22 protein-coding genes and 1 tRNA gene are annotated in these 17,865 nt (G+C 72.3%); 13 read left to right on the top strand and 10 right to left on the bottom strand.

Features of this window, described 5'->3' with window-relative positions; all coding sequences use genetic code 11:
- Window positions 1-14 precede the first annotated feature (14 nt).
- On the bottom strand, window positions 15-1,283 hold the full coding sequence (gene egtB, locus ABIC30_RS17435; RefSeq protein WP_354455826.1) for an ergothioneine biosynthesis protein EgtB: 1,269 nt from the start codon (window positions 1,281-1,283) through the stop codon (window positions 15-17).
- A gap of 294 nt (window positions 1,284-1,577) precedes the next feature.
- On the opposite strand from egtB, the gene murI reads away from it, so the two are divergent.
- Together murI and ABIC30_RS17425 are read left to right on the top strand one after the other, a co-directional pair.
- Window positions 1,578-2,453 carry a glutamate racemase gene (murI, locus tag ABIC30_RS17430; RefSeq protein WP_042674021.1) on the top strand — a complete coding sequence of 292 codons (876 nt, stop codon included), beginning with the start codon at window positions 1,578-1,580 and terminating at the stop codon, window positions 2,451-2,453.
- Between the two features lie 113 nt (window positions 2,454-2,566).
- Window positions 2,567-3,283 (top strand): cache domain-containing protein, encoded by a 717-nt coding sequence (locus tag ABIC30_RS17425; RefSeq protein WP_354455825.1) that lies wholly within the window; start codon window positions 2,567-2,569, stop codon window positions 3,281-3,283.
- Window positions 3,284-3,342: 59 nt separating this feature from the next.
- On the opposite strand, the gene ABIC30_RS17420 is transcribed toward ABIC30_RS17425, so the two are convergent.
- On the bottom strand, window positions 3,343-3,534 hold the full coding sequence (locus tag ABIC30_RS17420) for a hypothetical protein (RefSeq protein ID WP_020095826.1): 192 nt from the start codon (window positions 3,532-3,534) through the stop codon (window positions 3,343-3,345).
- Between the two features lie 425 nt (window positions 3,535-3,959).
- Entirely contained in the window at window positions 3,960-4,172 is a 213-nt protein-coding gene (locus tag ABIC30_RS17415; protein ID WP_020095827.1) for a hypothetical protein, read from the bottom strand.
- Between the two features lie 240 nt (window positions 4,173-4,412).
- Here ABIC30_RS17415 and ABIC30_RS17410 point away from each other — a divergent pair, with 240 nt between their 5' ends.
- From ABIC30_RS17410 to ABIC30_RS17395, 4 genes are all read left to right on the top strand, one after another.
- The gene (locus ABIC30_RS17410) at window positions 4,413-4,625 is read left to right on the top strand and encodes a hypothetical protein (protein WP_020095828.1); all 213 of its coding nucleotides are present in this window, start codon (window positions 4,413-4,415) and stop codon (window positions 4,623-4,625) included.
- Window positions 4,626-4,731: 106 nt separating this feature from the next.
- Window positions 4,732-4,989: a hypothetical protein gene (locus ABIC30_RS17405; RefSeq protein ID WP_020095829.1), complete on the top strand. Its 258-nt coding sequence runs from the start codon at window positions 4,732-4,734 to the stop codon at window positions 4,987-4,989.
- 133 nt (window positions 4,990-5,122) lie between these two features.
- Window positions 5,123-5,764 carry a DUF47 domain-containing protein gene (locus ABIC30_RS17400; protein WP_020095830.1) on the top strand — a complete coding sequence of 214 codons (642 nt, stop codon included), beginning with the start codon at window positions 5,123-5,125 and terminating at the stop codon, window positions 5,762-5,764.
- Window positions 5,765-5,779: 15 nt separating this feature from the next.
- A complete protein-coding gene (locus ABIC30_RS17395; protein ID WP_020095831.1) occupies window positions 5,780-6,766 on the top strand; it encodes an inorganic phosphate transporter in 987 nt (328 codons plus the stop codon).
- A gap of 30 nt (window positions 6,767-6,796) precedes the next feature.
- Here the strand turns inward: ABIC30_RS17395 and ABIC30_RS17390 are convergent, their stop codons facing one another.
- The 4 genes from ABIC30_RS17390 to ABIC30_RS17375 form a co-directional block, all read right to left on the bottom strand.
- On the bottom strand, window positions 6,797-7,150 hold the full coding sequence (locus ABIC30_RS17390) for a GCG_CRPN prefix-to-repeats domain-containing protein (protein WP_020095832.1): 354 nt from the start codon (window positions 7,148-7,150) through the stop codon (window positions 6,797-6,799).
- An 84-nt stretch (window positions 7,151-7,234) separates the two neighbouring features.
- Window positions 7,235-7,498: a GCG_CRPN prefix-to-repeats domain-containing protein gene (locus ABIC30_RS17385; protein ID WP_020095833.1), complete on the bottom strand. Its 264-nt coding sequence runs from the start codon at window positions 7,496-7,498 to the stop codon at window positions 7,235-7,237.
- Window positions 7,499-7,679: 181 nt separating this feature from the next.
- The gene (locus tag ABIC30_RS17380; protein WP_354455824.1) at window positions 7,680-9,053 is read right to left on the bottom strand and encodes a sensor histidine kinase; all 1,374 of its coding nucleotides are present in this window, start codon (window positions 9,051-9,053) and stop codon (window positions 7,680-7,682) included.
- Window positions 9,053-9,787, bottom strand: a complete 735-nt coding sequence (locus tag ABIC30_RS17375) for a response regulator (protein ID WP_354455823.1) — start codon at window positions 9,785-9,787, stop codon at window positions 9,053-9,055. The genes ABIC30_RS17380 and ABIC30_RS17375 overlap by 1 nt, the downstream gene beginning before the upstream one ends.
- Before the next feature lie 151 nt (window positions 9,788-9,938).
- Between ABIC30_RS17375 and ABIC30_RS17370 the strand changes: the two genes are divergently transcribed.
- On the top strand, window positions 9,939-11,018 hold the full coding sequence (locus tag ABIC30_RS17370; RefSeq protein WP_056525363.1) for a tartrate dehydrogenase: 1,080 nt from the start codon (window positions 9,939-9,941) through the stop codon (window positions 11,016-11,018).
- Between the two features lie 25 nt (window positions 11,019-11,043).
- On the opposite strand, the gene ABIC30_RS17365 is transcribed toward ABIC30_RS17370, so the two are convergent.
- Window positions 11,044-12,099 carry a zinc ribbon domain-containing protein gene (locus tag ABIC30_RS17365; RefSeq protein WP_056525360.1) on the bottom strand — a complete coding sequence of 352 codons (1,056 nt, stop codon included), beginning with the start codon at window positions 12,097-12,099 and terminating at the stop codon, window positions 11,044-11,046.
- A 211-nt stretch (window positions 12,100-12,310) separates the two neighbouring features.
- Between ABIC30_RS17365 and ABIC30_RS17360 the strand changes: the two genes are divergently transcribed.
- The 4 genes from ABIC30_RS17360 to ABIC30_RS17345 all read left to right on the top strand — a co-directional run bounded on the left by ABIC30_RS17360 (window position 12,311) and on the right by ABIC30_RS17345 (window position 13,709).
- Window positions 12,311-12,772 carry a cupredoxin domain-containing protein gene (locus ABIC30_RS17360; protein WP_354455822.1) on the top strand — a complete coding sequence of 154 codons (462 nt, stop codon included), beginning with the start codon at window positions 12,311-12,313 and terminating at the stop codon, window positions 12,770-12,772.
- Window positions 12,773-12,794: 22 nt separating this feature from the next.
- Window positions 12,795-13,196 carry a thiol-disulfide oxidoreductase DCC family protein gene (locus ABIC30_RS17355; RefSeq protein ID WP_354455821.1) on the top strand — a complete coding sequence of 134 codons (402 nt, stop codon included), beginning with the start codon at window positions 12,795-12,797 and terminating at the stop codon, window positions 13,194-13,196.
- Between the two features lie 4 nt (window positions 13,197-13,200).
- Window positions 13,201-13,416 carry a hypothetical protein gene (locus ABIC30_RS17350; protein WP_012317770.1) on the top strand — a complete coding sequence of 72 codons (216 nt, stop codon included), beginning with the start codon at window positions 13,201-13,203 and terminating at the stop codon, window positions 13,414-13,416.
- Window positions 13,417-13,574: 158 nt separating this feature from the next.
- The gene (locus ABIC30_RS17345; protein WP_354455820.1) at window positions 13,575-13,709 is read left to right on the top strand and encodes a hypothetical protein; all 135 of its coding nucleotides are present in this window, start codon (window positions 13,575-13,577) and stop codon (window positions 13,707-13,709) included.
- A 468-nt stretch (window positions 13,710-14,177) separates the two neighbouring features.
- Here ABIC30_RS17345 and ABIC30_RS17340 read toward each other — a convergent pair.
- Together ABIC30_RS17340 and leuC are read right to left on the bottom strand one after the other, a co-directional pair.
- A tRNA-Leu gene (locus ABIC30_RS17340) sits at window positions 14,178-14,262 on the bottom strand.
- A gap of 67 nt (window positions 14,263-14,329) precedes the next feature.
- Window positions 14,330-15,742 (bottom strand): 3-isopropylmalate dehydratase large subunit, encoded by a 1,413-nt coding sequence (gene leuC, locus ABIC30_RS17335; protein ID WP_020095841.1) that lies wholly within the window; start codon window positions 15,740-15,742, stop codon window positions 14,330-14,332.
- A 244-nt stretch (window positions 15,743-15,986) separates the two neighbouring features.
- Between leuC and ABIC30_RS17330 the strand changes: the two genes are divergently transcribed.
- Both ABIC30_RS17330 and ABIC30_RS17325 read left to right on the top strand, forming a co-directional pair.
- Window positions 15,987-16,952, top strand: coding sequence for a 2-hydroxyacid dehydrogenase (locus tag ABIC30_RS17330; RefSeq protein WP_354455819.1), 966 nt, complete (start codon window positions 15,987-15,989; stop codon window positions 16,950-16,952).
- Window positions 16,949-17,860 carry an AprI/Inh family metalloprotease inhibitor gene (locus ABIC30_RS17325; protein WP_354455818.1) on the top strand — a complete coding sequence of 304 codons (912 nt, stop codon included), beginning with the start codon at window positions 16,949-16,951 and terminating at the stop codon, window positions 17,858-17,860. The genes ABIC30_RS17330 and ABIC30_RS17325 overlap by 4 nt, the downstream gene beginning before the upstream one ends.
- Window positions 17,861-17,865 lie beyond the last annotated feature (5 nt).

Raw genomic sequence — 17,865 nt, 5'->3', positions numbered from 1 at the left:
GGCTCCGGGGCGCGTCAGGCGGCGTCGGCGAGGCGCAGGCCGGTGAACTGCCAGCGCTGGTGCGGATAGAAGAAGTTGCGGTACGGCAGCCGGGCATGGCCCTCGGGGGTCGCCACCGACGAGCCCCGCAGCACGAACTGGTTGGCCATGAACTTGCCGTTGTACTCGCCGAGCGCACCCGGGAGCGGCCGGTACCCCGGGTAGGGGACGTAGGCGCTGCGGGTCCATTGCCAGACGAGGCCGAAGGCGTCCGGCAGGCCGCCGTCGCGGGCCGCGACCTCCCACTCGAACTCGGTCGGCAGGAAGCGGCCGGCCCAGCGGGCGTAGGCGTCGGCCTCGTAGTAGCTGACGTGGGTGACGGGCGCGTCGAGGTCCACCGGGCGCTCGCCGCCCAGCGTCATGGTTGCCCACCCCTCCCCGTCCCGGCGCCAGTAGCCGGGGGCCTCCCAGCCCTCCGCCGGCCCGGCGTACCAGCCGTCGGAGAGCCACAGCTCCGGCTTGGCGTAGCCGCCATCCTCCATGAAGGCGAGCCACTGGCGGTTCGTCACCAGCGCCCGGTCGAGGCGGCCGGCCGGGATCAGCGTCTCGTGCCGGGGCGACTCGTTGTCGAACGAGAACCCTTCGCCCGCATGCCCGATCCACGCGATCGCGCGGTCGAGGGTGACCTGGCCGGCCTGCGCCGCCGCCTTCGGGAAGCGCCAGTCCGGGTCGTAGGCCGGGTTCAGCGGGTTCTGCGCGAAGGCGTGCAGGATGTCGGTGAGGAGGAGCTCCTGGTGCTGCTGCTCGTGGTAGAGGCCGATCTCCAGGATCGGCAGCACTGCCTCGAGCGCGCGCTCGGAGGCTTGGCCCAGCAGGGCCTCGACCGCCCGGTCGATATGGGCGCGGTAGGCCGCGACCTCCGCCATGGTCGGGCGGGTGATCATGCCGCGCTGGATGCGCGGCTGACGGGGACCGGCCGCCACGTAGTACGAGTTGAACAGGTAGTGCAGCCGCGCGTCGTAGATCGCGTAGCCCGGCAGGTGCTCCCGCAGCAGGAACTGCTCGAAGAACCACGTGACATGCGCCCGGTGCCACTTGGTCGGGCTGGCATCGGCCATCGACTGGACCTGCTGGTCTTCCGGCGAGAGCGGCGCGGCGCGGCGCTCGGTCTCGCTCCGGACCTGCCGGTAGGCGGCGATCCAGGCGGCCCGGTCGATCGGCCGGGCCGTGACCTGCGGCGGCGGGAAGGCCGGTGCCGCGGGGTCGCGTCTCTCGTCCGGGCGCAGTGCGGCTGTCGCTGCCATGACGATGATCCCTTTTTTCGGGCCTGACCGAGAACCGTCTTCTCGACCCCGGCCGGCGCGCAGAAGATATGTTCCGGCCGTGTTCCGACAACCTCTGCAAGAGCGGACGCGGCGGCTTCGTGTGCGCCTGGTCGGCGCGCGGTCGCCGCTCGGCCCACCGGGCCTCTTCGCCGCGTCGGCACGGCGGTTAACGGAACGGGTTGGGGATCACGGGTCTTTCTCTCGCCGCAGTGACACCGCCTTAACCCTCGCTGCCGAGATTTTGGGACGCTCTTCGAGGAGTCCGGGGTTCTCATGCGGATCGATCTGATGGCCGGGGCCAGCCTGTCCGCCGCCGCTCTGCGCTGCGCCGCAGAGCCGACCATCCTGGTGTTCGATTCCGGCCTCGGCGGCCTGACCGTCCTCGACGCGGTGCGGCGCGCCCGCCCGGATGCCCGCTACGTCTATGTCGGCGACGACGCCGCCTTCCCGTACGGCCGGCTCTCGGAGGCGACCCTCGTCGCCCGCGTCCTCGCCGTGATGGAGCGGCTGGTCGCGACCCACCGGCCCGACCTCGTGGTCATCGCCTGCAACACCGCCTCGACGCTGGTGCTCCCGGCGCTGCGCCAGCGCTTCACGACGCCCTTCGTGGGGGTGGTCCCGCCGATCAAGCCCGCCGCCGAGGCGACGCGCTCGCGGCTCGTGACCCTGCTGGCGACGCCCGGCACGGTGGCGCGCTCCTACACCCACGACCTGATCGCGACCTACGCGGGCTCCTGCGCGGTGACGCTGGTCGGCTCGCAGAACCTCGCCGGCTTCGCGGAGACCGAGCTCGCGGGCGCGCCGGTGGACGACGCCACCCTCGCCGCCGAGATCGCCCCCTGCTTCGTCACCGAGGCGGACGGGCGGCGCACCGACGTGGTCTGCCTCGCCTGCACCCACTATCCGCTGCTGCTGCCGCGCCTCCAGGCGGTCGCGCCCTGGCCGGTGACCTGGATCGACCCGGCGCCCGCCATCGCCCGGCGCGTCGTGCAGCTGATCGGCCCCCTCCCCCGCGAGGCGGACCGGCACGGCTCGGCGCTCGGCGCCTTCACGGCCGGCACCTGCCTGACCGACGCCCTGCGCGCGGCCCTCGCCGCCCGGGGCATCGGCGACGTCGCCGTGGAGGCGGTGCCGCTGCCGATGCAGTGAGGCAGTGCGGCGTCTCTCGCCCTGTCATCCCTTGTTCGGGTGATGACCGGTTCAGGCTGACAGGTCTCTCATTCCACCGGTTCGACACGTCATGTTGAAAGCGGGAGAGGCCGATGGCGTCCAGGGCTTCGAGACTGGCGATCCTCGCGCTGCTCGGACTGGGACCGGTCGCGCCGGCCCGGGCCTGCGGTGACGGTGAGGCTCCGGTATCCTGCGACGATCCGAGCCCGAATGGCCTCGCCTCCTGGATGCTCGGCCGCGTCGATCGGGCCCTGAAAGCCGACCGGACCCGGGCGCTCCAGGACTTCACCGACGGCACGCGCGGGTTCCGCACCGCCGACACCTACGTGTTCTGTATCGATGCGGACGGCGTCATGACCGCCCACCCGAACCCGATCCTGAAGGGGCACGACGTCCGCGACCTGCACGACCGGACCGGCCACCACTTCATCCGCACGATGCTGGACACGGCCAGGCCCGGCCAGATCTCGGTGATCCGCTACCTGTTCCCCAAGCCGGGCAGCACCGTCGAGGAGCCCAAGACCACCTACTACACCCGGGCCGGGGACCAGACCTGCGCGGTCGGCGTGTACGACGCCGACGCCGCGGCCCCGACGGTCGCGACGCCCGAGGGCCGCGTCGCCCTGCTGCGCCAGAAGCTCGACGGCCAGATCCCGAGCAGTGCCCGCGCGGACTGGACCGCCTTCCTGGAGGCCCTGAACGCGCAGGGCGACGAGAAGGAGACGGCGATCGCCGAAGCCCGGCGCGAGCTGAGGGCGGCCGCGAGTGCGCTGGATCAGGCCGGGCTCGGCGCGGCGCGCGGCGAGTAGGCGGGGCGGCCGGGGGCGGCTCGGGCGCCGCGTCGGGGTCGCCTGTCAGGCCGTGCCCGTCACCGCAGGATCTGGGCGCCCGCGATCTGCGCCGTGGCGACCGGGGCCGCGTCGGCCTCGGCGGGCACGACCAGATGGACGAACAGCATGCCGGCCGCGACGATCAGCGCGAGGGCGAGGATGCGCCACAGTTCCAGGATCGGCTCCTGCGCCGGGGCATCCTGAATCGCTCGGTTCGTCTCGCTCGGCATCGCTTCCGCTTTCCCGCCTGTGACCCTCCGGATCGGACACCCGGAGGATGAACGCTTGGTAAAATCCGCCCCGATCGGCCCGGCCCGCCGAGGCGGGCTCGGCGGGGAGCGGGGGGCCGGCGTCGGGATCGTCGCCGCCACCGCGAGGCAGAGGGAGCGGGCGCTGGCGATCGCCTCGCCGACCGGGGCCGTGTCGCAGCGGAATGGGGCCGCAGCGGGACGGGCCCGGTCCCGCGGCGTGCGGTGCCGCACCCGCTGACGTTGCGGCCGGGGCGCGGTCCCGGTCACGAGGCCGAGCGCGGAGGCCGAACCTCGTCGTCTCGGATCCACCCGCACGTCCCGGAAGCGAGAGGGACGGGCTCGGGTGCGGCGTCGATGGCCGGCGCGGATCCGGGCCGGTCCCGGTGCCCGCAGGTCCGGTCGACCTACGCGGCGGCCGGCAGGGCGGCGACCTCGCAGCTGTCGGCGCGCAGGCGCCAGTCGACCACCCGGGCCCCCGCGCAGAGCAGCGCCTTGGCCTGCCAGACGGCCGACACCTCCGACGGCGCCCGGACCAGGATCGCGCGCTGCCGCACCCGGTGCTCGTGGCCGGTATCGTCCGCGACGGTCTTGTAGAAGGTGACGCGATAGAGGCGCATGGTCCGGGCTCCGGTTGGGCGCGGGGATCGTGGGAGACCGGGGCGGCGCGCGCATTGATCCCGCGCAAGGACGGGACGCCCACCACGCGCGGGCGTCGCGGGTGGGCGCAATCAGTTGTCGACAGTCGAATACCCGGCGATACAGGGCGTTGATTACATTCGCGGGAATGGTCTAGCTTCATCAGCAATCGTCCGCAGTCCGGAACGGTCCGCGGCGGGGCTCCAGACCGGGAGTGCCTGATGTTCGAGAGCGTGTTCTGGGGTGCGGTACTCGTGGCGCTGATCGGTTCGGCCGCGCTGGTGGCGATCGGCGCCAGCGTCCAGCCGCGGTTGGGTCGCAAGATGGAGATGGACGCGCGTCTCGCCGATCCGCGCCGCACCTTCGGGCGCAAGCGGCGCTGGGCGCGTCCGCCGCGGACGATGCGGCGACCCGGCCTGCTCCCCATGCGGTGACTAGCGCTGCACCAAAGACGTACATCTCCCGCCGCCGGCGCGCGTGATAGCTACCTGTTCACTGCGGAAATGCAGTGTTCACGCCGGGCTGGAGGGATCGGTACTGATGAGCGTGCGTCAGATTTGTGATCAGGTTCGGATCGCCGAGCAGGCCTTCACCGCCGCGCTCGGCAACATGAAGGCCGCAGGCCTGCGCGAGTCGCTGACCCGCGAGCTCCAGGAGATGGAGAGCGCCGAGATCGACGCCGGGCAGGACGCGGCCGCGGCGCGGTCGGCCTCCTGGAAGCGGGTCAAGATGCTGCACGGGCTCGGCTACCCGGTGGATTTCGGCTGGCTCCACGCCGCCGCCATCCCGGTCCGCTGAGCGGCGCCGGCCGGCGCCGCCCCGCTGGCAGATTGTTTGCCGGCTCCCGGATCGGGTCGGCGCTCTCGCCCGTTGTGCCTGCCGGGTGCCGTCGCACCCGGCCGCCGCGCCGACCTCTCGATCCGGACACGCCATGCTGGCTTGGTTTCGCGCCCTGATGCCGCGGGAGGACCGGTTCTTCGATCTCTTCGAGCGTCACGCGCGGACGCTCGAGGACGGCGCGGCCGCCCTGCGAGGACTTCTCGACGGGACTCAGGCCGTCCCGTCGGCCTACGCGGCGATCGCGGCCCACGAGGACGCGGCCGACGGGATCACCCGCGAGGCGCTGCTGGCGGTCCGCCGGACCTTCATCACGCCGTTCGACCGCGGCGACATCCAGGCCCTGGTCGGCTCCCTCGACGACGCCATCGACCAGATGCTCAAGACCGCCAAGGCGGTCCAGCTCTTCGAGGTGACCACCTTCGAGCCGGCGATGCGCGAGATGGGCGCGGTCATCCAGGAGGCCGCGCAGGTCACCGCCGAGGCGCTGCCGAAGCTGCGGGCCCTCGGCGAGAACGCCGCCGCGCTGAACAGCCTGACCGAGCGCGTCATCGAGCTGGAGGGGCGGGCCGACGACCTGCACAATGACGGGCTGAAAGCCCTGTTCAAGGCCTCGGGGCGGGACCCCATGGCCTTCCTCGTCGGGTCCGAGCTGTACGGCCACCTGGAGAAGGTCATGGACCGGTTCGAGGACGTGGCGAACCAGATCAGCAGCATCGTCGTCGAACATGTCTGAGCCGCAGGTCGCCGCGTGACGCTCCTCGTCGTCCTCATCGTCCTCGCCCTGGTCTTCGACTTCCTGAACGGGCTGCACGACGCCGCGAACTCCATCGCCACGATCGTGTCGACGCGGGTGCTGGCGCCCCGCTACGCCGTGTTCTGGGCGGCGTTCTTCAACTTCGTGGCCTTCCTGGTCTTCGGCCTGCACGTCGCCGGCACGGTCGGCTCGGGCATTATCGACGTCGCGACGGTGGACGACCGGGTCATCATGGGCGCGCTCGGCGGCGCTATCACGTGGAATCTGGTCACGTGGTACGCCGGCATCCCGTCCTCCAGCTCCCACGCCCTGATCGGGGGCCTGCTCGGCGCCGGCATCGCCAAGGCGGGGGTCGGCGTGATCGTCTGGCCTGGCGTCATCGCCACCAGCGCCGCCATCGTCCTCTCGCCCGCCCTGGGCTTCGCCCTCGGGCTGCTGCTGATGCTGGCCGTCTCGTGGATCTTCGTCCGCTCGACGCCGCACGCCGTGGACCGCGTGTTCCGGGGCCTCCAGTTCGTCTCGGCCTCGCTCTACTCCCTCGGCCACGGCGGCAACGACGCCCAGAAGACCATGGGCATCATCGCGGCCCTGCTCTACGCCCACGGCGAGAGCGGGGCTTTCCACGTGCCCCTCTGGGTGGTGCTGTCCTGCCAGACCGCCATGGCCCTCGGCACCCTGATGGGCGGCTGGCGCATCGTCCACACGATGGGGTCGAAGATCACGCGGCTGTCGCCCATGCAGGGGTTCTGCGCCGAGACCGGCGGCGCCGCGACGCTGTTCGCCGCGACGGCCTTCGGCATCCCGGTCTCGACCACCCACACGATCACGGGCGCCATCGTCGGCGTCGGCGCCGCCCGCCGGGTCTCGGCGGTCCGCTGGAACGTCGCGCAGGGCATCGTGATCGCCTGGGTGATCACGATGCCGGCCGCGGCCCTGGTCGCGGCCCTGACCTACGCGGCGTCGGGCCTCGTCCTGCCGTAGCGGACGGGCGCGGCCGGATCCGGCACGGGGTCACCAGCGATGGTGCCAGCCGCCGTGGTGCCAGCCACCGTGCCAGCCCCGATGCCAGCCGCCGCGCCATCCCGCATGCCATCCCCCATGCCAGCCGGCATGGCGGAAGCCGCCCCAGCGATAGCCGCCGCCCCACGCGAAGCGTCGGTGCCAGCGGTAGCCGTAGTGCCACCGGTCGCCGACGCGCGGATAGACCGGAACGTAGACGAACGGCCTGTAGCCCAGATTCGGCCGGCACCAGCCGTAGACGTTGCGGTGGAAGCCGGGCCCGCAGCCGTCGCGCGCCTCGGCGCTCGAGCCGGCCAACAGAACCCCCGCGGCGAGCGCCACGGGCAGGACGAGAGTGCGGATCATGATTCAACTCCGGGAGTGTCTCCACGGGAACCCGGCCGCGGGGCCGGACGCGGAACGGGGGACGCGATCGAGCGTCCCGGCGTCTCAGTTCGGCCAGCAGCGGCGGCCGTAGGGGCCGATGTGGAAGCCCGCCGGGCACGAGCGGCCGCGGATGTAGCCGCCCCACTGGCCGCCGGTGCGGCAGCCGCCGTACGGGCCGCGATGGCCGTAGGGACCGCAGCCGCCGTAGACCTGGATGATCCGGGCGCCGTCGGCGCCGTCGGAGACGGCGTCCTGCACCAGCGGCAGCGCCGAGGCGGGCACCGCGAGGCTCACGACGAGGGCGGCGGGAGCGAGAACCTTCAACATCGGTGATCTCCTTCTGCTCGATCGGTCAGCGCGGCCCGGGGCCGGCTGCCGCCGCCGGGACGGAGGATCCGCCGCGGCGTGTGAGCGAAGGTTCGTCCGCGCGCGCTGCCCGGATGTGACCGGGGAGCGCCGTCCTGTAACGATGTGTAACGGCCGGTTGCGGGCCCGTTGCGGCCCGCCGTCAGGACAGGCTCGGCAGGGTCACGACGAGCCGCGCGCCGCCGTCCGCGCCGGCCTCCGCCACCACCGTGCCGCCGTGGGCCTCGGCGATCTGCCGGCTGATGGCGAGGCCCAGGCCTGTCCCGCCGGTCTGTCGGCTGCGCGAGCGCTCGACCCGGTAGTACGGGCTGAACACCGCCGTCCGCTCCGCCTCGGGAATGCCCGGCCCGTCATCCTCGACGACGATCCGGCACACCGTCCCGGCCCGGCTCACCCCCACCGCCACCGAGGAGCGTCCGAACTTGACGGCGTTCCCGATCAGGTTGGCCACGACCCGGCGCAGGGCGACCGCGTCACCGGCCACGGTGGCGTCCCGCACCTCCTCGCCGGTCAGGCTGATCGTGGCGCCCTGGGCGGCGTGCTCGGCCACCTCGACGGCGACGAGATCGGCGAGATCCACCGGCGCCCGGGTCGCCTCGACGGCGGTGCCGCGGGCGAACCCCAGGGACGCCTCGATCAGCTCGGTCATGGCGTCGAGATCCGCCACGAGCTTGTCCCGGAGCATCGGCTCCGCCACCACTTCGGCGCGGAGGCGCAGCCGCGTCAGGTAGGTCTTGAGGTCGTGCGAGATGGCGCCGATCAGCAGCGAGCGCTCGGCCATGAGGCCGGCGATCCGCTCCTGCATGCCCTGCACTGCCTGGGCGAGACGCCGGATCTCGGGCGCCCCCCGGGGCGCGCTCACCCGCTCCGGGGCGCGGCCGTCGAACCGGGAGACCGCGTCGGTGAGGCGGCGCAGCGGTGCGAGTTCGTGGCGCGTGCCGACCAGGACGAGACCGGCCGCCGCGGCGCCGAGCACCGCCACCCAGAGGCTCAGCGGCTGGCCGAACAGCCACGGCATGAGCGAGCGATGATGCTCGGCCGCGCTGATCACGGCGTACCGGCCGTCGGGCAGCCGGTAAGTCGCCAGCGCGAGGCGTCCGATCGGCCCGGCGCGCTCGGCCTGCGCGATGTTGGCCGGATCGACGCCGCGGCGCAGCAGGGCGGCGTCGGTGTAGGCCTGGACGCGGTCGGCCGGCTCGGCCGTCATCCGCCGGATCCGGGTTTCCAGGCGGGGCTCGCGGATCAGGTCGACGGTGTCGGGCGGCGCGTCGGCGATCTCGGCCCGCAGCACCTCGCCGCTGACCGCCTTCAGGATGGCCGGCCTCTGGGCGGGATCCGCGTCGCGCAGCAGCGTCATGATGCCGGCGGCCTGGTCGACCCGCGGGAAGCGCGAGCCCGCGGGCAGCCGCTCCTCCCGGCGCTGCCAGTGATCCAGGGCCACGGTGGCGAGGACGAGCAGAGAGAGGGCGCCGAGCAGGAGCAGCATGATGCGCCCGAGGAGCCCGACGCGGCCCATCACGGCGTTCCGGAGCGGACCGGGGCGGCCAGGATGTAGCCGGCATTGCGCACGGTCTTGAGCAGGGACGCGGCCTGACTGCCCGAGGCGTCGAGCTTGTGCCGCAGGCGGCTGACCTGGACGTCGATGGTGCGGTCGAAGGCGTCGGCGGTCCGGCCCCGGGTCCAGTCGAGGAGCTGGTCGCGCGAGAGCACCCTCTGCGGCCGGGTGACGAAGCAGTGGAGCAGGTCGTACTCGGCGCTGGTCAGCGGGATCTCGGCGGCGGGATCGCCGGTGATCACCGTGCGGGCCGCGAGATCGACGACGAGGTCGGCGACACTGAGACGCTCGGAGGCGGCCGCGGCGGGCTGGCCGCCGACGCCGTGGGCCCGTCGCAGGACCGCGCGGATCCGGGCCAGCAGGACCCGCGGGTTGAACGGCTTCGAGACGTAGTCGTCGGCGCCCATCTCCAGGCCGAGGACCCGGTCGATGTCCTCATCCTTGGCGGTCAGCATCACGACGGGCGGGCCACCGGCGTCGCGGAGGCGGCGGCAGATGGAGAGGCCGTCCTCGCCGGGCAGCATCCAGTCGAGGACGACGAGGTCGGGCGCGGGGCCCGCCGCGATCAGGCGGTCGAGGGCCGCGCCGCCGTCGAGGGCGACGGCGCGGAACCCCTCGCCCTCCAGGTAGCCGGCGAGCAGGGCGCGGATGTCGGGATCGTCCTCGACGATGGCGATTGTGGTGCCCTCGTGCATGGGGCGAGCATAGGGGCGGCCGGCGGCACGGCAACGCGAAACTGCACAGTGTCACAAAACGTTACACGTCCCGATCCGGACACCGAGCCCGCGCCCACCGTCACGCGCTCGCTTTCTCGTCTCGCCCCCGAAGACACACGAGAAGACTCCCATGACGAAGACCTACACCATCGCGGCCATCCCCGCGGACGGCATCGGCGTCGAGGTCATCGCCGCCGGCATCGAGGTGCTCGACGCGCTGGCCGAGAAGACCGGCTCCTTCGCCTTCCAGTTCGACCATTTCGATTGGGGATCGGACTACTACAAGAGGCACGGCGCGATGATGCCGGCCGACGGCCGTGACCAGATCCGGAACCACGACGCGATCTTCTTTGGCGCGGTTGGGGCGCCGGACGTGCCCGACCACATCACCCTCTGGGGCCTGCGGCTCGCGATCTGCCAGCCCTTCGACCAGTACGCCAACGTCCGCCCGACCCGGATCCTGCCGGGCATCACCAGCCCGCTGCGCAACGTCTCGGGTCCGGAGCTCGACTGGGTGATCGTGCGGGAGAACTCGGAGGGCGAGTACGCCGGCGTCGGCGGCCGGGTCCACCAGGGCCATCCCAACGAGGTCGCCACCGACGTCTCGATGATGACCCGCTCGGGGGTCGACCGGATCATCCGCTACGCGTTCGAGCTCGCCCGCTCCCGTCCGCGCAAGCTGCTCACCGTGGTCACCAAGTCCAACGCCCAGCGCCACGCCATGGTGATGTGGGACGAGATCGCCGCCGCGGTCGCGAAGGACTTCCCGGACGTGACCTGGGACAAGATGCTGGTCGACGCCATGACGATGCGCATGGTGACGAAGCCCGAGACCCTCGACACGATCGTGGCGACGAACCTGCACGCGGACATCCTGTCGGACCTCGCGGCGGCGCTGGCCGGGTCGCTCGGCATCGCGCCGACCGCCAACATCAACCCGGAGCGGACCTACCCGTCGATGTTCGAGCCGATCCACGGCTCGGCCTTCGACATCGCCGGCAAGGGCATCGCCAACCCGGTCGCGACCTTCTGGACGGCGTGCCAGATGCTGGAGCACCTCGGCGAGAAGCCGGCGGCCGACCGGCTGATGCGCGCGGTCGAGCGGGTCACCGCGGATCCGAACCTGCACACGCCGGACCTCGGCGGCACGGCGACGACCCGTCAGGTCACCGACGCGGTCATCGCGGCGATCCGGGGCGACAACGCCTGAGGCGTGCCCGGGTGCCCGGGCGGCCTCAGGGCGCCTCGCTCGCGAGATCCGGGCTCCGGGTGCCGCAGGCCCGACAGAAGCGCTCGAAGGTGCTCTTGCGCTGTGCGCAGGATGGGCAGTGCGCGAAGATGCCGAGCCCGCAATGGGGGCAGAAATTCGTGCTCGCGTCGTCGAGGGCGATCGGCCGCTCGCAGCCCGGGCACGCCTTCTTGGCGAGGCGCGCCAGGGCCTGGTCGGTGGCGATCTCGGTCCGCCGCTCGGCGTCCGGGCGCGCCTCCACCACGGCCTGCCGGGCGCGGTAGGCGTGCAGCGCGTTGATCGCCGCCCGGCCCGCGACCAGGGTGACGATCACGCCGACGCCGTACTGCACGTAGCCGCCGTAGCTCGGCATGTAGGGCACGAGCTCGACGAAGAACGCGAAGGCCGCCGCGAAGGCGAAGCCCCACACGAAGGGCCAGTTGCGGGTGCGGCGGCGCTTGAGCAGGAGCCATCCGGCGAGGGCCAGCAGCGGCAGCGTCAGGGCGAGGCGATAGCCGAAGACGCGCAGCTCCTGGCCGCGCTCGGCCGCGTCGAGGCGTGTCTGCGCGGCGGCCCGCAGATCGGTGTCCACGCGCAGCTGCGCCGCCTCGCGCTCCGACAGGTCGAGCCCCGTCCGCGCCAGGGCCGCGAGCCGCTCCTCGATGGTGCGCTCGGCGGCCTTCAGCGCGTCGAGCTGCTGCGTGCGCGCGATGAGCCCGGGATCCTGGTCGACCCGCTGCGTGGCGTCGCGGGTCTTCAGCCAGTTGGCGAAGGTCTCGCGCGCGCCCTCGGAGGCGGCCTGCGCAGCCTCGAGGGCGAGCTGGTCCTGCTCGACCGTCCGGCGGTTGTCGTCCTGCTCCCGGCGGATCTGCTTGAGGGCCTCGGCCGACGCCGTGCCCTGGTCGGTGTCGAGGAACTGGTCGAGAGTGTAGCGGTGCTCAACCTGCGGCAGATCGCCGACGACCAGCGAGCCGAGCCCGATCAGGAACCACGCGAAGACCAGCGCGACGAGCCAGAGCGCCAGCGTGAACCAGCGCTCGGAGAGCCTTGAACCGGACCGCACGCGAATCGACCTCACTCAAAACCGAAGCGGGTCCTTATACCGCGTGACGCCCCCGGGATATGCCGGCTGATCCGGCGGCGGGACCCGCGGGCGCGATCGCTGGCATCCGCCCGGGTGCGGCGTTGCGCCCGGGAACGTCGCTGACCGCGCCGCCTTTCCCGGCGGTGTGCTCGGCGGAGCGCGCTGCCCCTCCAATCGGGACTGAACCCACATGCTGACACTCGCGCGCGGATCGGCGACGCTCCTGGCTCTCTCCGCTGTCCTGGCCGCAGGGCCGGCCCTGGCTCAGGGCAAGCCCCTGCCGCCGCCCGCCACAGACGCGATGCCGCCCGTGGAGCTGACGATCAGCCTGAAGGACGGCAAGCCGGTCTGCGACCCGGCCGAACTCAAGCTTCCGGCCGAAACCAACGTCGCGCTGAAGATCGTGAGCAGCGCCGACGCGCCGGTGACGATCACCGCGCCCGGGCAGTTCGAGAACGGCCTCGTGCTGCACGCCGACGGAGACCTCGTGCATGTCGCCAGCGAGAAGGGCTACACGGTCAAGCAGAACGGCAAGGGCACGCTGCGCCTGCGGACGATGAAGGCCGGGCAGGAGGAGTACGCCTGCACCAGCACGCGCAACGCCGACGCGCCCTTCAAGGGCAAGCTCGTCCTGAGCCCGCCCGCGAACTGAGCCCCTGAGCACCGGCGCGGCCATGGCCGAGGATCGCTCCGACGGGCGGCTCAGCGTCTACTACGACGGCGACTGCCCACTGTGCCGGGCCGAGATCGACCAGTATCGCCGGTGCGCCGGCGCGGACCGGCTCGCCTTCGTCGATGTCGGCTCCGGGGCACCCGAGCCGGCGCTCGGCGCGGATCTCGACCGAGCCCGCGCCATGCGCCGCTTCCATGTCCGGACCGCGGACGGGCAGCTGATCTCCGGCGCCGCCGCGTTCGCGCGCCTCTGGCAGACACTGCCCGGCTGGCGCTGGCTCGGCCGCCTGGTCGACCTGCGCGTCCTCGGTGTCCGGCCGATTCTGCCGGTCGCCGAGCTGGCCTACCGGCTGTCGCTGCCGCTGCGGCCGCGCCTGGCCCGGCTGATGGCCCGCCTCCGGTGAGCCGATGGCGACCCGCTGCGTCCACTATGTCGGCTTCCGGGACGACCGGTACTGGAACGCCTACCGGATCTTCGGCGGTCCGCGCGTGATCCACCGGCGCTGGGATTTCTACGCGACCCGCGACGTCGGACCGGACGACGTGGTGGTGTTCGCCGAGGGTGACGAGACGCAGCCCGTCGCGGACAGGAACGCCACGGACCTCGACGAGCGCTGGCTGTAGCGGTCACGCGGGGCGTGCCCCTGCCGGGAAATGGGCTCCCGCGGATGCCGCCGCTTCTCCGTGCCGGAGGAAACCCCAGCACCTTAAGAGGTATTGCGCCCCCACAACAATTCGCGAGAGTAGCGGTGAGCTTCCACTCGCAATCGAGGAGGTCCGCGGTGGTCGAAGTCCGTATATCGGAGGACAACGACGGCCGCTGGACGGTCTACGCGCCGGGGCTGGTGGTCACCGATCTGACGCACGAGGAAGCCCAGGCTTTCGCGGCGAGCTACCGGCGCGTCACCGCAGCGTGATCGGGAGAAGCCGGCGCGGCCGTGCCGGCGGGTTTGCGTGGATCCCCGGAGGGACGTCACGCTGCCGCGAGCACGGCGCTGTCGCAGCGCGGGGCACGAAAAAACCGCCACGGCCGGAGCCGGGCGGTTCGAGGTGATCTCGCTGGGGGAATTGTCGAGACCTCGTCTACGCGCGGGATGGCAGCGCGGTTCCGGTCTCCAGGTCGAACGGCGCCCCCTGAGGCCCGGACGACCACTCCTACCGCCGTGCCTCCTCGCCGCTCCGTGATCGCATGGCTCGCCACAGCCGAGGAAACGGCGGCACAGCGCCGGGGCCGGTCGGTCGAACGGGGCGACCGATACGCGGACAGTGGGTCGGGCTTTGACGGCCCGAGAGGCGGGACGGGCGCCCGCATCCTCGGTCCGCAGATCCCGCACCCCAGAAACAACAAAGCCCGCCAATGCGTTGGCGGGCTGCTGTCAGGCATTTGGTGCCCAGGAAAGGACTCGAACCTTCACCTCTCGCGAGACTGGTACCTGAAACCAGCGCGTCTACCAATTCCGCCACCTGGGCTCGCCGTCGGCCATCGGCCGGCGACGGCTCCGTTTAGGCAACGGAGCCGCCGGCGTCAATCGCGATTTCAGCCCTGCGGCCACTCCCGGATGTCGACGAAGTGTCCGGTGACCGCCGCGGCCGCCGCCATGGCTGGGGACACGAGGTGCGTGCGTCCGCGGGGACCCTGGCGGCCCTCGAAGTTGCGGTTCGACGTCGAGGCGCAGCGCTCGCCCGGACGCAGCTTGTCCGGGTTCATGCCGAGACACATCGAGCAGCCCGGCTCGCGCCAGTCGAAGCCCGCCGCCTTCAGGATCTTGTCGAGACCCTCGGCCTCGGCCTGCGCCTTCACGAGGCCGGAGCCCGGCACGATCATCGCCGAGACGCCCTCGTGCACCTTCCGGTCGCCGACGACCCGCGCGACCTCGCGCAGATCCTCGATGCGGCCGTTGGTGCAGGAGCCGATGAAGATCCGGTCCAGGGTGATGTCGGTGATCCGGGTGCCCGGCGTCAGGCCCATGTAGGCGAGCGCCTTCTCCTTCGACTGCCGCTTGTTCTCGTCGGCGATCTCGGACGGGTCCGGGATGCGGCCCTGGATCGAGATCACGTCCTCGGGGCTCGTGCCCCAGCTGACGATCGGCGGCAGGTTGGCCGCATCGAGACGCACCTCGCGGTCGAAATGCGCGCCGGCGTCGGTGACGAGGCTCTCCCAGTAGCGGCGGGCCGCGTCGAAGGCCGCGCCCTTCGGCGCCTTCGGGCGGTCCTTCACGTAGGCGAAGGTCGTCGCGTCGGGGGCGACCATGCCGGCGCGGGCACCGCCCTCGATCGACATGTTGCAGATCGTCATCCGGCCCTCCATCGAGAGCGCGCGGATCGCCTCGCCGGCATACTCGATGACGTGGCCGGTGCCGCCGGCGGTCCCGATCTCGCCGATGATCGCCAGGATGATGTCCTTCGCGGTCACGCCGGGCGGCAGCGTGCCATCGACGGAGACGCGCATGTTCCGGGCCTTGCGCTGCACCAGGGTCTGGGTGGCGAGCACGTGCTCGACCTCCGAGGTGCCGATGCCGTGGGCCAGCGCGCCGAAGGCGCCGTGCGTCGAGGTGTGCGAATCGCCGCACACGATCGTCTGGCCGGGCAACGTGAAGCCCTGCTCCGGGCCGATGATGTGGACGATGCCCTGGCGGCGGTCGAGGGCGTCGTAGAACTCGATGCCGAAGTCTCGCACGTTCTCGGCGAGCGCCTCGAGCTGCGTGCGACTCTCGGGATCCTCGATGCCCTGCGAGCGGTCCGAGGTCTGGACGTTGTGGTCCACGACGGCCAACGTCTTCTCCGGATGGCGCACCTTGCGGCCGGCCACGCGAAGACCCTCGAAGGCCTGCGGGCTCGTCACTTCGTGGACGAGGTGCCGGTCGATGTAGAGGAGGCTGGAGCCGTCCGGCTGGACATCGACGACGTGGTCGTCCCAGATCTTGTCGTAGAGGGTGCGCGGGCTGGTCATCGGTCTTCGTCTTCGGCGATTGGGGTCGGTGCAGAACTCTCGCGATGATGCGTGGTCCTTAGTAGGCATCGCGCGCGGTTTTCGAAAGAGGCGAGCCCTGTGCCGGCCGAACGGCCGCCCGGCTGATCCGCGCGGTTGTCACCGCCGGCCGCTCCTGCGCGCTGGCGCCCCACCCCGCACAGGCTCTATGCCGGGACGGGGGAGGCGGCCGACACCGACGCGCGGCCGAACGTGGGAGTGAACGATGGCTGAGGCCCCGGTCGAGATCCTGTTGCTCCGGAAGATGCACCCGTTGGTGGAGAAGGCCTTCGCGGGGCGGTACGGGGTCCACCGGCTGGCGGAGGCCGCGGACCCGGAGGCCCTGCTCGCCGAGATCGGCCCGCGGATCCGGGCGCTCTGCGTCGGCGGCGGGGTGGACGAGGCGCTGATGGACCGGCTGCCGAACCTCGAGCTGATCGCGAATTTCGGCGTGGGCTACGACGCCGTCGACGCCGCCGGGGCGCAGCGGCGCGGGATCGTCGTCACCAACACGCCGGACGTCCTCACCGACGAGGTCGCCGACCTCGCCCTCGGCCTCACCCTCGCCACCCTGCGGCGGATCCCCCAGGCCGACCGCTACCTGCGGGACGGCCACTGGCCCAAGGCGCCCTTCCCGCTCACGGCATCGCTGCGCGGGCGGCGGGTCGGCATCCTCGGTCTCGGCCGGATCGGGCGGGCGATCGCCCACCGCCTGGAGAGCTTCGGCGTCGCGATCGACTATCACGGCCGCAGCCGTCAGGCGGACGTCGCCTACACCTATCACGATACGCTGATCGGCCTCGCCCGCGCGGTCCACATCCTCATCGTGGTGGCGCCCGGCGGTGCCGACACGCGCAACCTCGTGGACGCGGCCGTGCTGGAGGCGCTCGGTCCCGAGGGCATCCTGATCAACGTCGCCCGGGGCACCCTGGTCGACGAGGCGGCGCTGACCGCGGCGCTGAAGGCGGGCACGATCCTCGGCGCCGGCCTCGACGTCTTCGAGAACGAGCCGCACGTGCCCGCGGATCTCGCCGCCCTCGACAACACGGTGCTGCTGCCGCATGTCGGGTCGGCCTCCGAGCACACCCGCGCGGCGATGGCCCAGCTCGTCGTCGACAACGTCGTCTCGTGGTTCGAGGGACGGGGTCCGCTGACGCCCGTCGCCGAGACACCCTGGAGACCGACCGCGTGAGACAGGCTACGGCCGCCCTGCTGGCCGCATCGGCGCTGATCGCGGCCGCCGCGATCGTCCGGCCGGCCGCCGCCCAGGACGTGCCCGCCGCCACAGACGAGGCCGCACCGCCGTCCCCACCTCCGGCCGCGGAGACGCTCTCGGCGCCCCCGGCTCCGACCGCGCCGCCGAGCCTCCCCGAGAAGCTCGGGCAGGTGCCTGGAACCTGGGACCTGTCGCGGGACGGCACCAACCGCCGCTGCGTCATGACGCTGGTGCTCGACAGCGGCGAGGCGGGGCAGCGGCTGCGCTTCCCGGCCGGATGCCGACGGGCCCTGCCGGTCCTGAACAGCGTCGCCGGCTGGCTCTTCGTCGACGGGGCCGTCCGCCTCGTAGATCGCAACGTCCGCCCGGTCCTCGATTTCGCCAAGCGGCCGGACCAGCGCAGCCTCGTCGCCCAGGCCGAGGGCGGCGAGCGCTACAGTCTCGTTCCCCTCGACATCGTCGCGATGCGGCCGGCCGACGCGGCCGCCGCGCCCGAGACAGCGCCGACGGATCCGGCGAGCCCGGCCCCCTCCCCGCTCCAGACCGCGGCCCCGGTGGCGGCCGAGCCGCAGCCGCCGGCGACCGCCTCGGCCGCGACCGCCTCGGCGGGGCCGGCGCCGGGCCTCTACGCCCTCGACCGCTTCCAGCAGCGCGATACCTGCCGGATCAACCTCGACGGGGTCGGCGGCGGCGTGCACATCGTCCCCGGCTGCCACGACAGCGGCCTGGAGGTGTTCGATCCGGTGCGCTGGCGGTACGCGAAGGGCCGGATGACGCTGACCGCCAAGCGGGGCCACAGCATCGACCTCGTGCCGAGCGGCGACGGCCGGTGGCGGCGCGATCCCGAGGTCGGCACCACCTTCGTCCTGCGCCGCGTCGATTGAGCGCA

The organism is Methylobacterium sp. 1030 (assembly GCF_040544715.1).
In the GTDB taxonomy this organism is placed as follows: domain Bacteria; phylum Pseudomonadota; class Alphaproteobacteria; order Rhizobiales; family Beijerinckiaceae; genus Methylobacterium.
Note: the sequence above shows the minus strand (reverse complement) of the source record. Positions and strands in the feature narration are given on the sequence as shown.

Bases quoted from the DNA above. Each gene is read 5' to 3' on its own strand.
- egtB (WP_354455826.1), bottom strand. From the start codon at position 1,283: ATGGCAGCGACAGCCGCACTGCGCCCGGACGAGAGACGCGACCCCGCG.
- murI (WP_042674021.1), top strand. From the start codon at position 1,578: ATGCGGATCGATCTGATGGCCGGGGCCAGCCTGTCCGCCGCCGCTCTG.
- ABIC30_RS17425 (WP_354455825.1), top strand. From the start codon at position 2,567: ATGGCGTCCAGGGCTTCGAGACTGGCGATCCTCGCGCTGCTCGGACTG.
- ABIC30_RS17420 (WP_020095826.1), bottom strand. From the start codon at position 3,534: ATGCCGAGCGAGACGAACCGAGCGATTCAGGATGCCCCGGCGCAGGAG.
- ABIC30_RS17415 (WP_020095827.1), bottom strand. From the start codon at position 4,172: ATGCGCCTCTATCGCGTCACCTTCTACAAGACCGTCGCGGACGATACC.
- ABIC30_RS17410 (WP_020095828.1), top strand. From the start codon at position 4,413: ATGTTCGAGAGCGTGTTCTGGGGTGCGGTACTCGTGGCGCTGATCGGT.
- ABIC30_RS17405 (WP_020095829.1), top strand. From the start codon at position 4,732: ATGAGCGTGCGTCAGATTTGTGATCAGGTTCGGATCGCCGAGCAGGCC.
- ABIC30_RS17400 (WP_020095830.1), top strand. From the start codon at position 5,123: ATGCTGGCTTGGTTTCGCGCCCTGATGCCGCGGGAGGACCGGTTCTTC.
- ABIC30_RS17390 (WP_020095832.1), bottom strand. From the start codon at position 7,150: ATGATCCGCACTCTCGTCCTGCCCGTGGCGCTCGCCGCGGGGGTTCTG.
- ABIC30_RS17385 (WP_020095833.1), bottom strand. From the start codon at position 7,498: ATGTTGAAGGTTCTCGCTCCCGCCGCCCTCGTCGTGAGCCTCGCGGTG.
- ABIC30_RS17380 (WP_354455824.1), bottom strand. From the start codon at position 9,053: ATGGGCCGCGTCGGGCTCCTCGGGCGCATCATGCTGCTCCTGCTCGGC.
- ABIC30_RS17375 (WP_354455823.1), bottom strand. From the start codon at position 9,787: ATGCACGAGGGCACCACAATCGCCATCGTCGAGGACGATCCCGACATC.
- ABIC30_RS17370 (WP_056525363.1), top strand. From the start codon at position 9,939: ATGACGAAGACCTACACCATCGCGGCCATCCCCGCGGACGGCATCGGC.
- ABIC30_RS17360 (WP_354455822.1), top strand. From the start codon at position 12,311: ATGCTGACACTCGCGCGCGGATCGGCGACGCTCCTGGCTCTCTCCGCT.
- ABIC30_RS17355 (WP_354455821.1), top strand. From the start codon at position 12,795: ATGGCCGAGGATCGCTCCGACGGGCGGCTCAGCGTCTACTACGACGGC.
- ABIC30_RS17350 (WP_012317770.1), top strand. From the start codon at position 13,201: ATGGCGACCCGCTGCGTCCACTATGTCGGCTTCCGGGACGACCGGTAC.
- leuC (WP_020095841.1), bottom strand. From the start codon at position 15,742: ATGACCAGCCCGCGCACCCTCTACGACAAGATCTGGGACGACCACGTC.
- ABIC30_RS17330 (WP_354455819.1), top strand. From the start codon at position 15,987: ATGGCTGAGGCCCCGGTCGAGATCCTGTTGCTCCGGAAGATGCACCCG.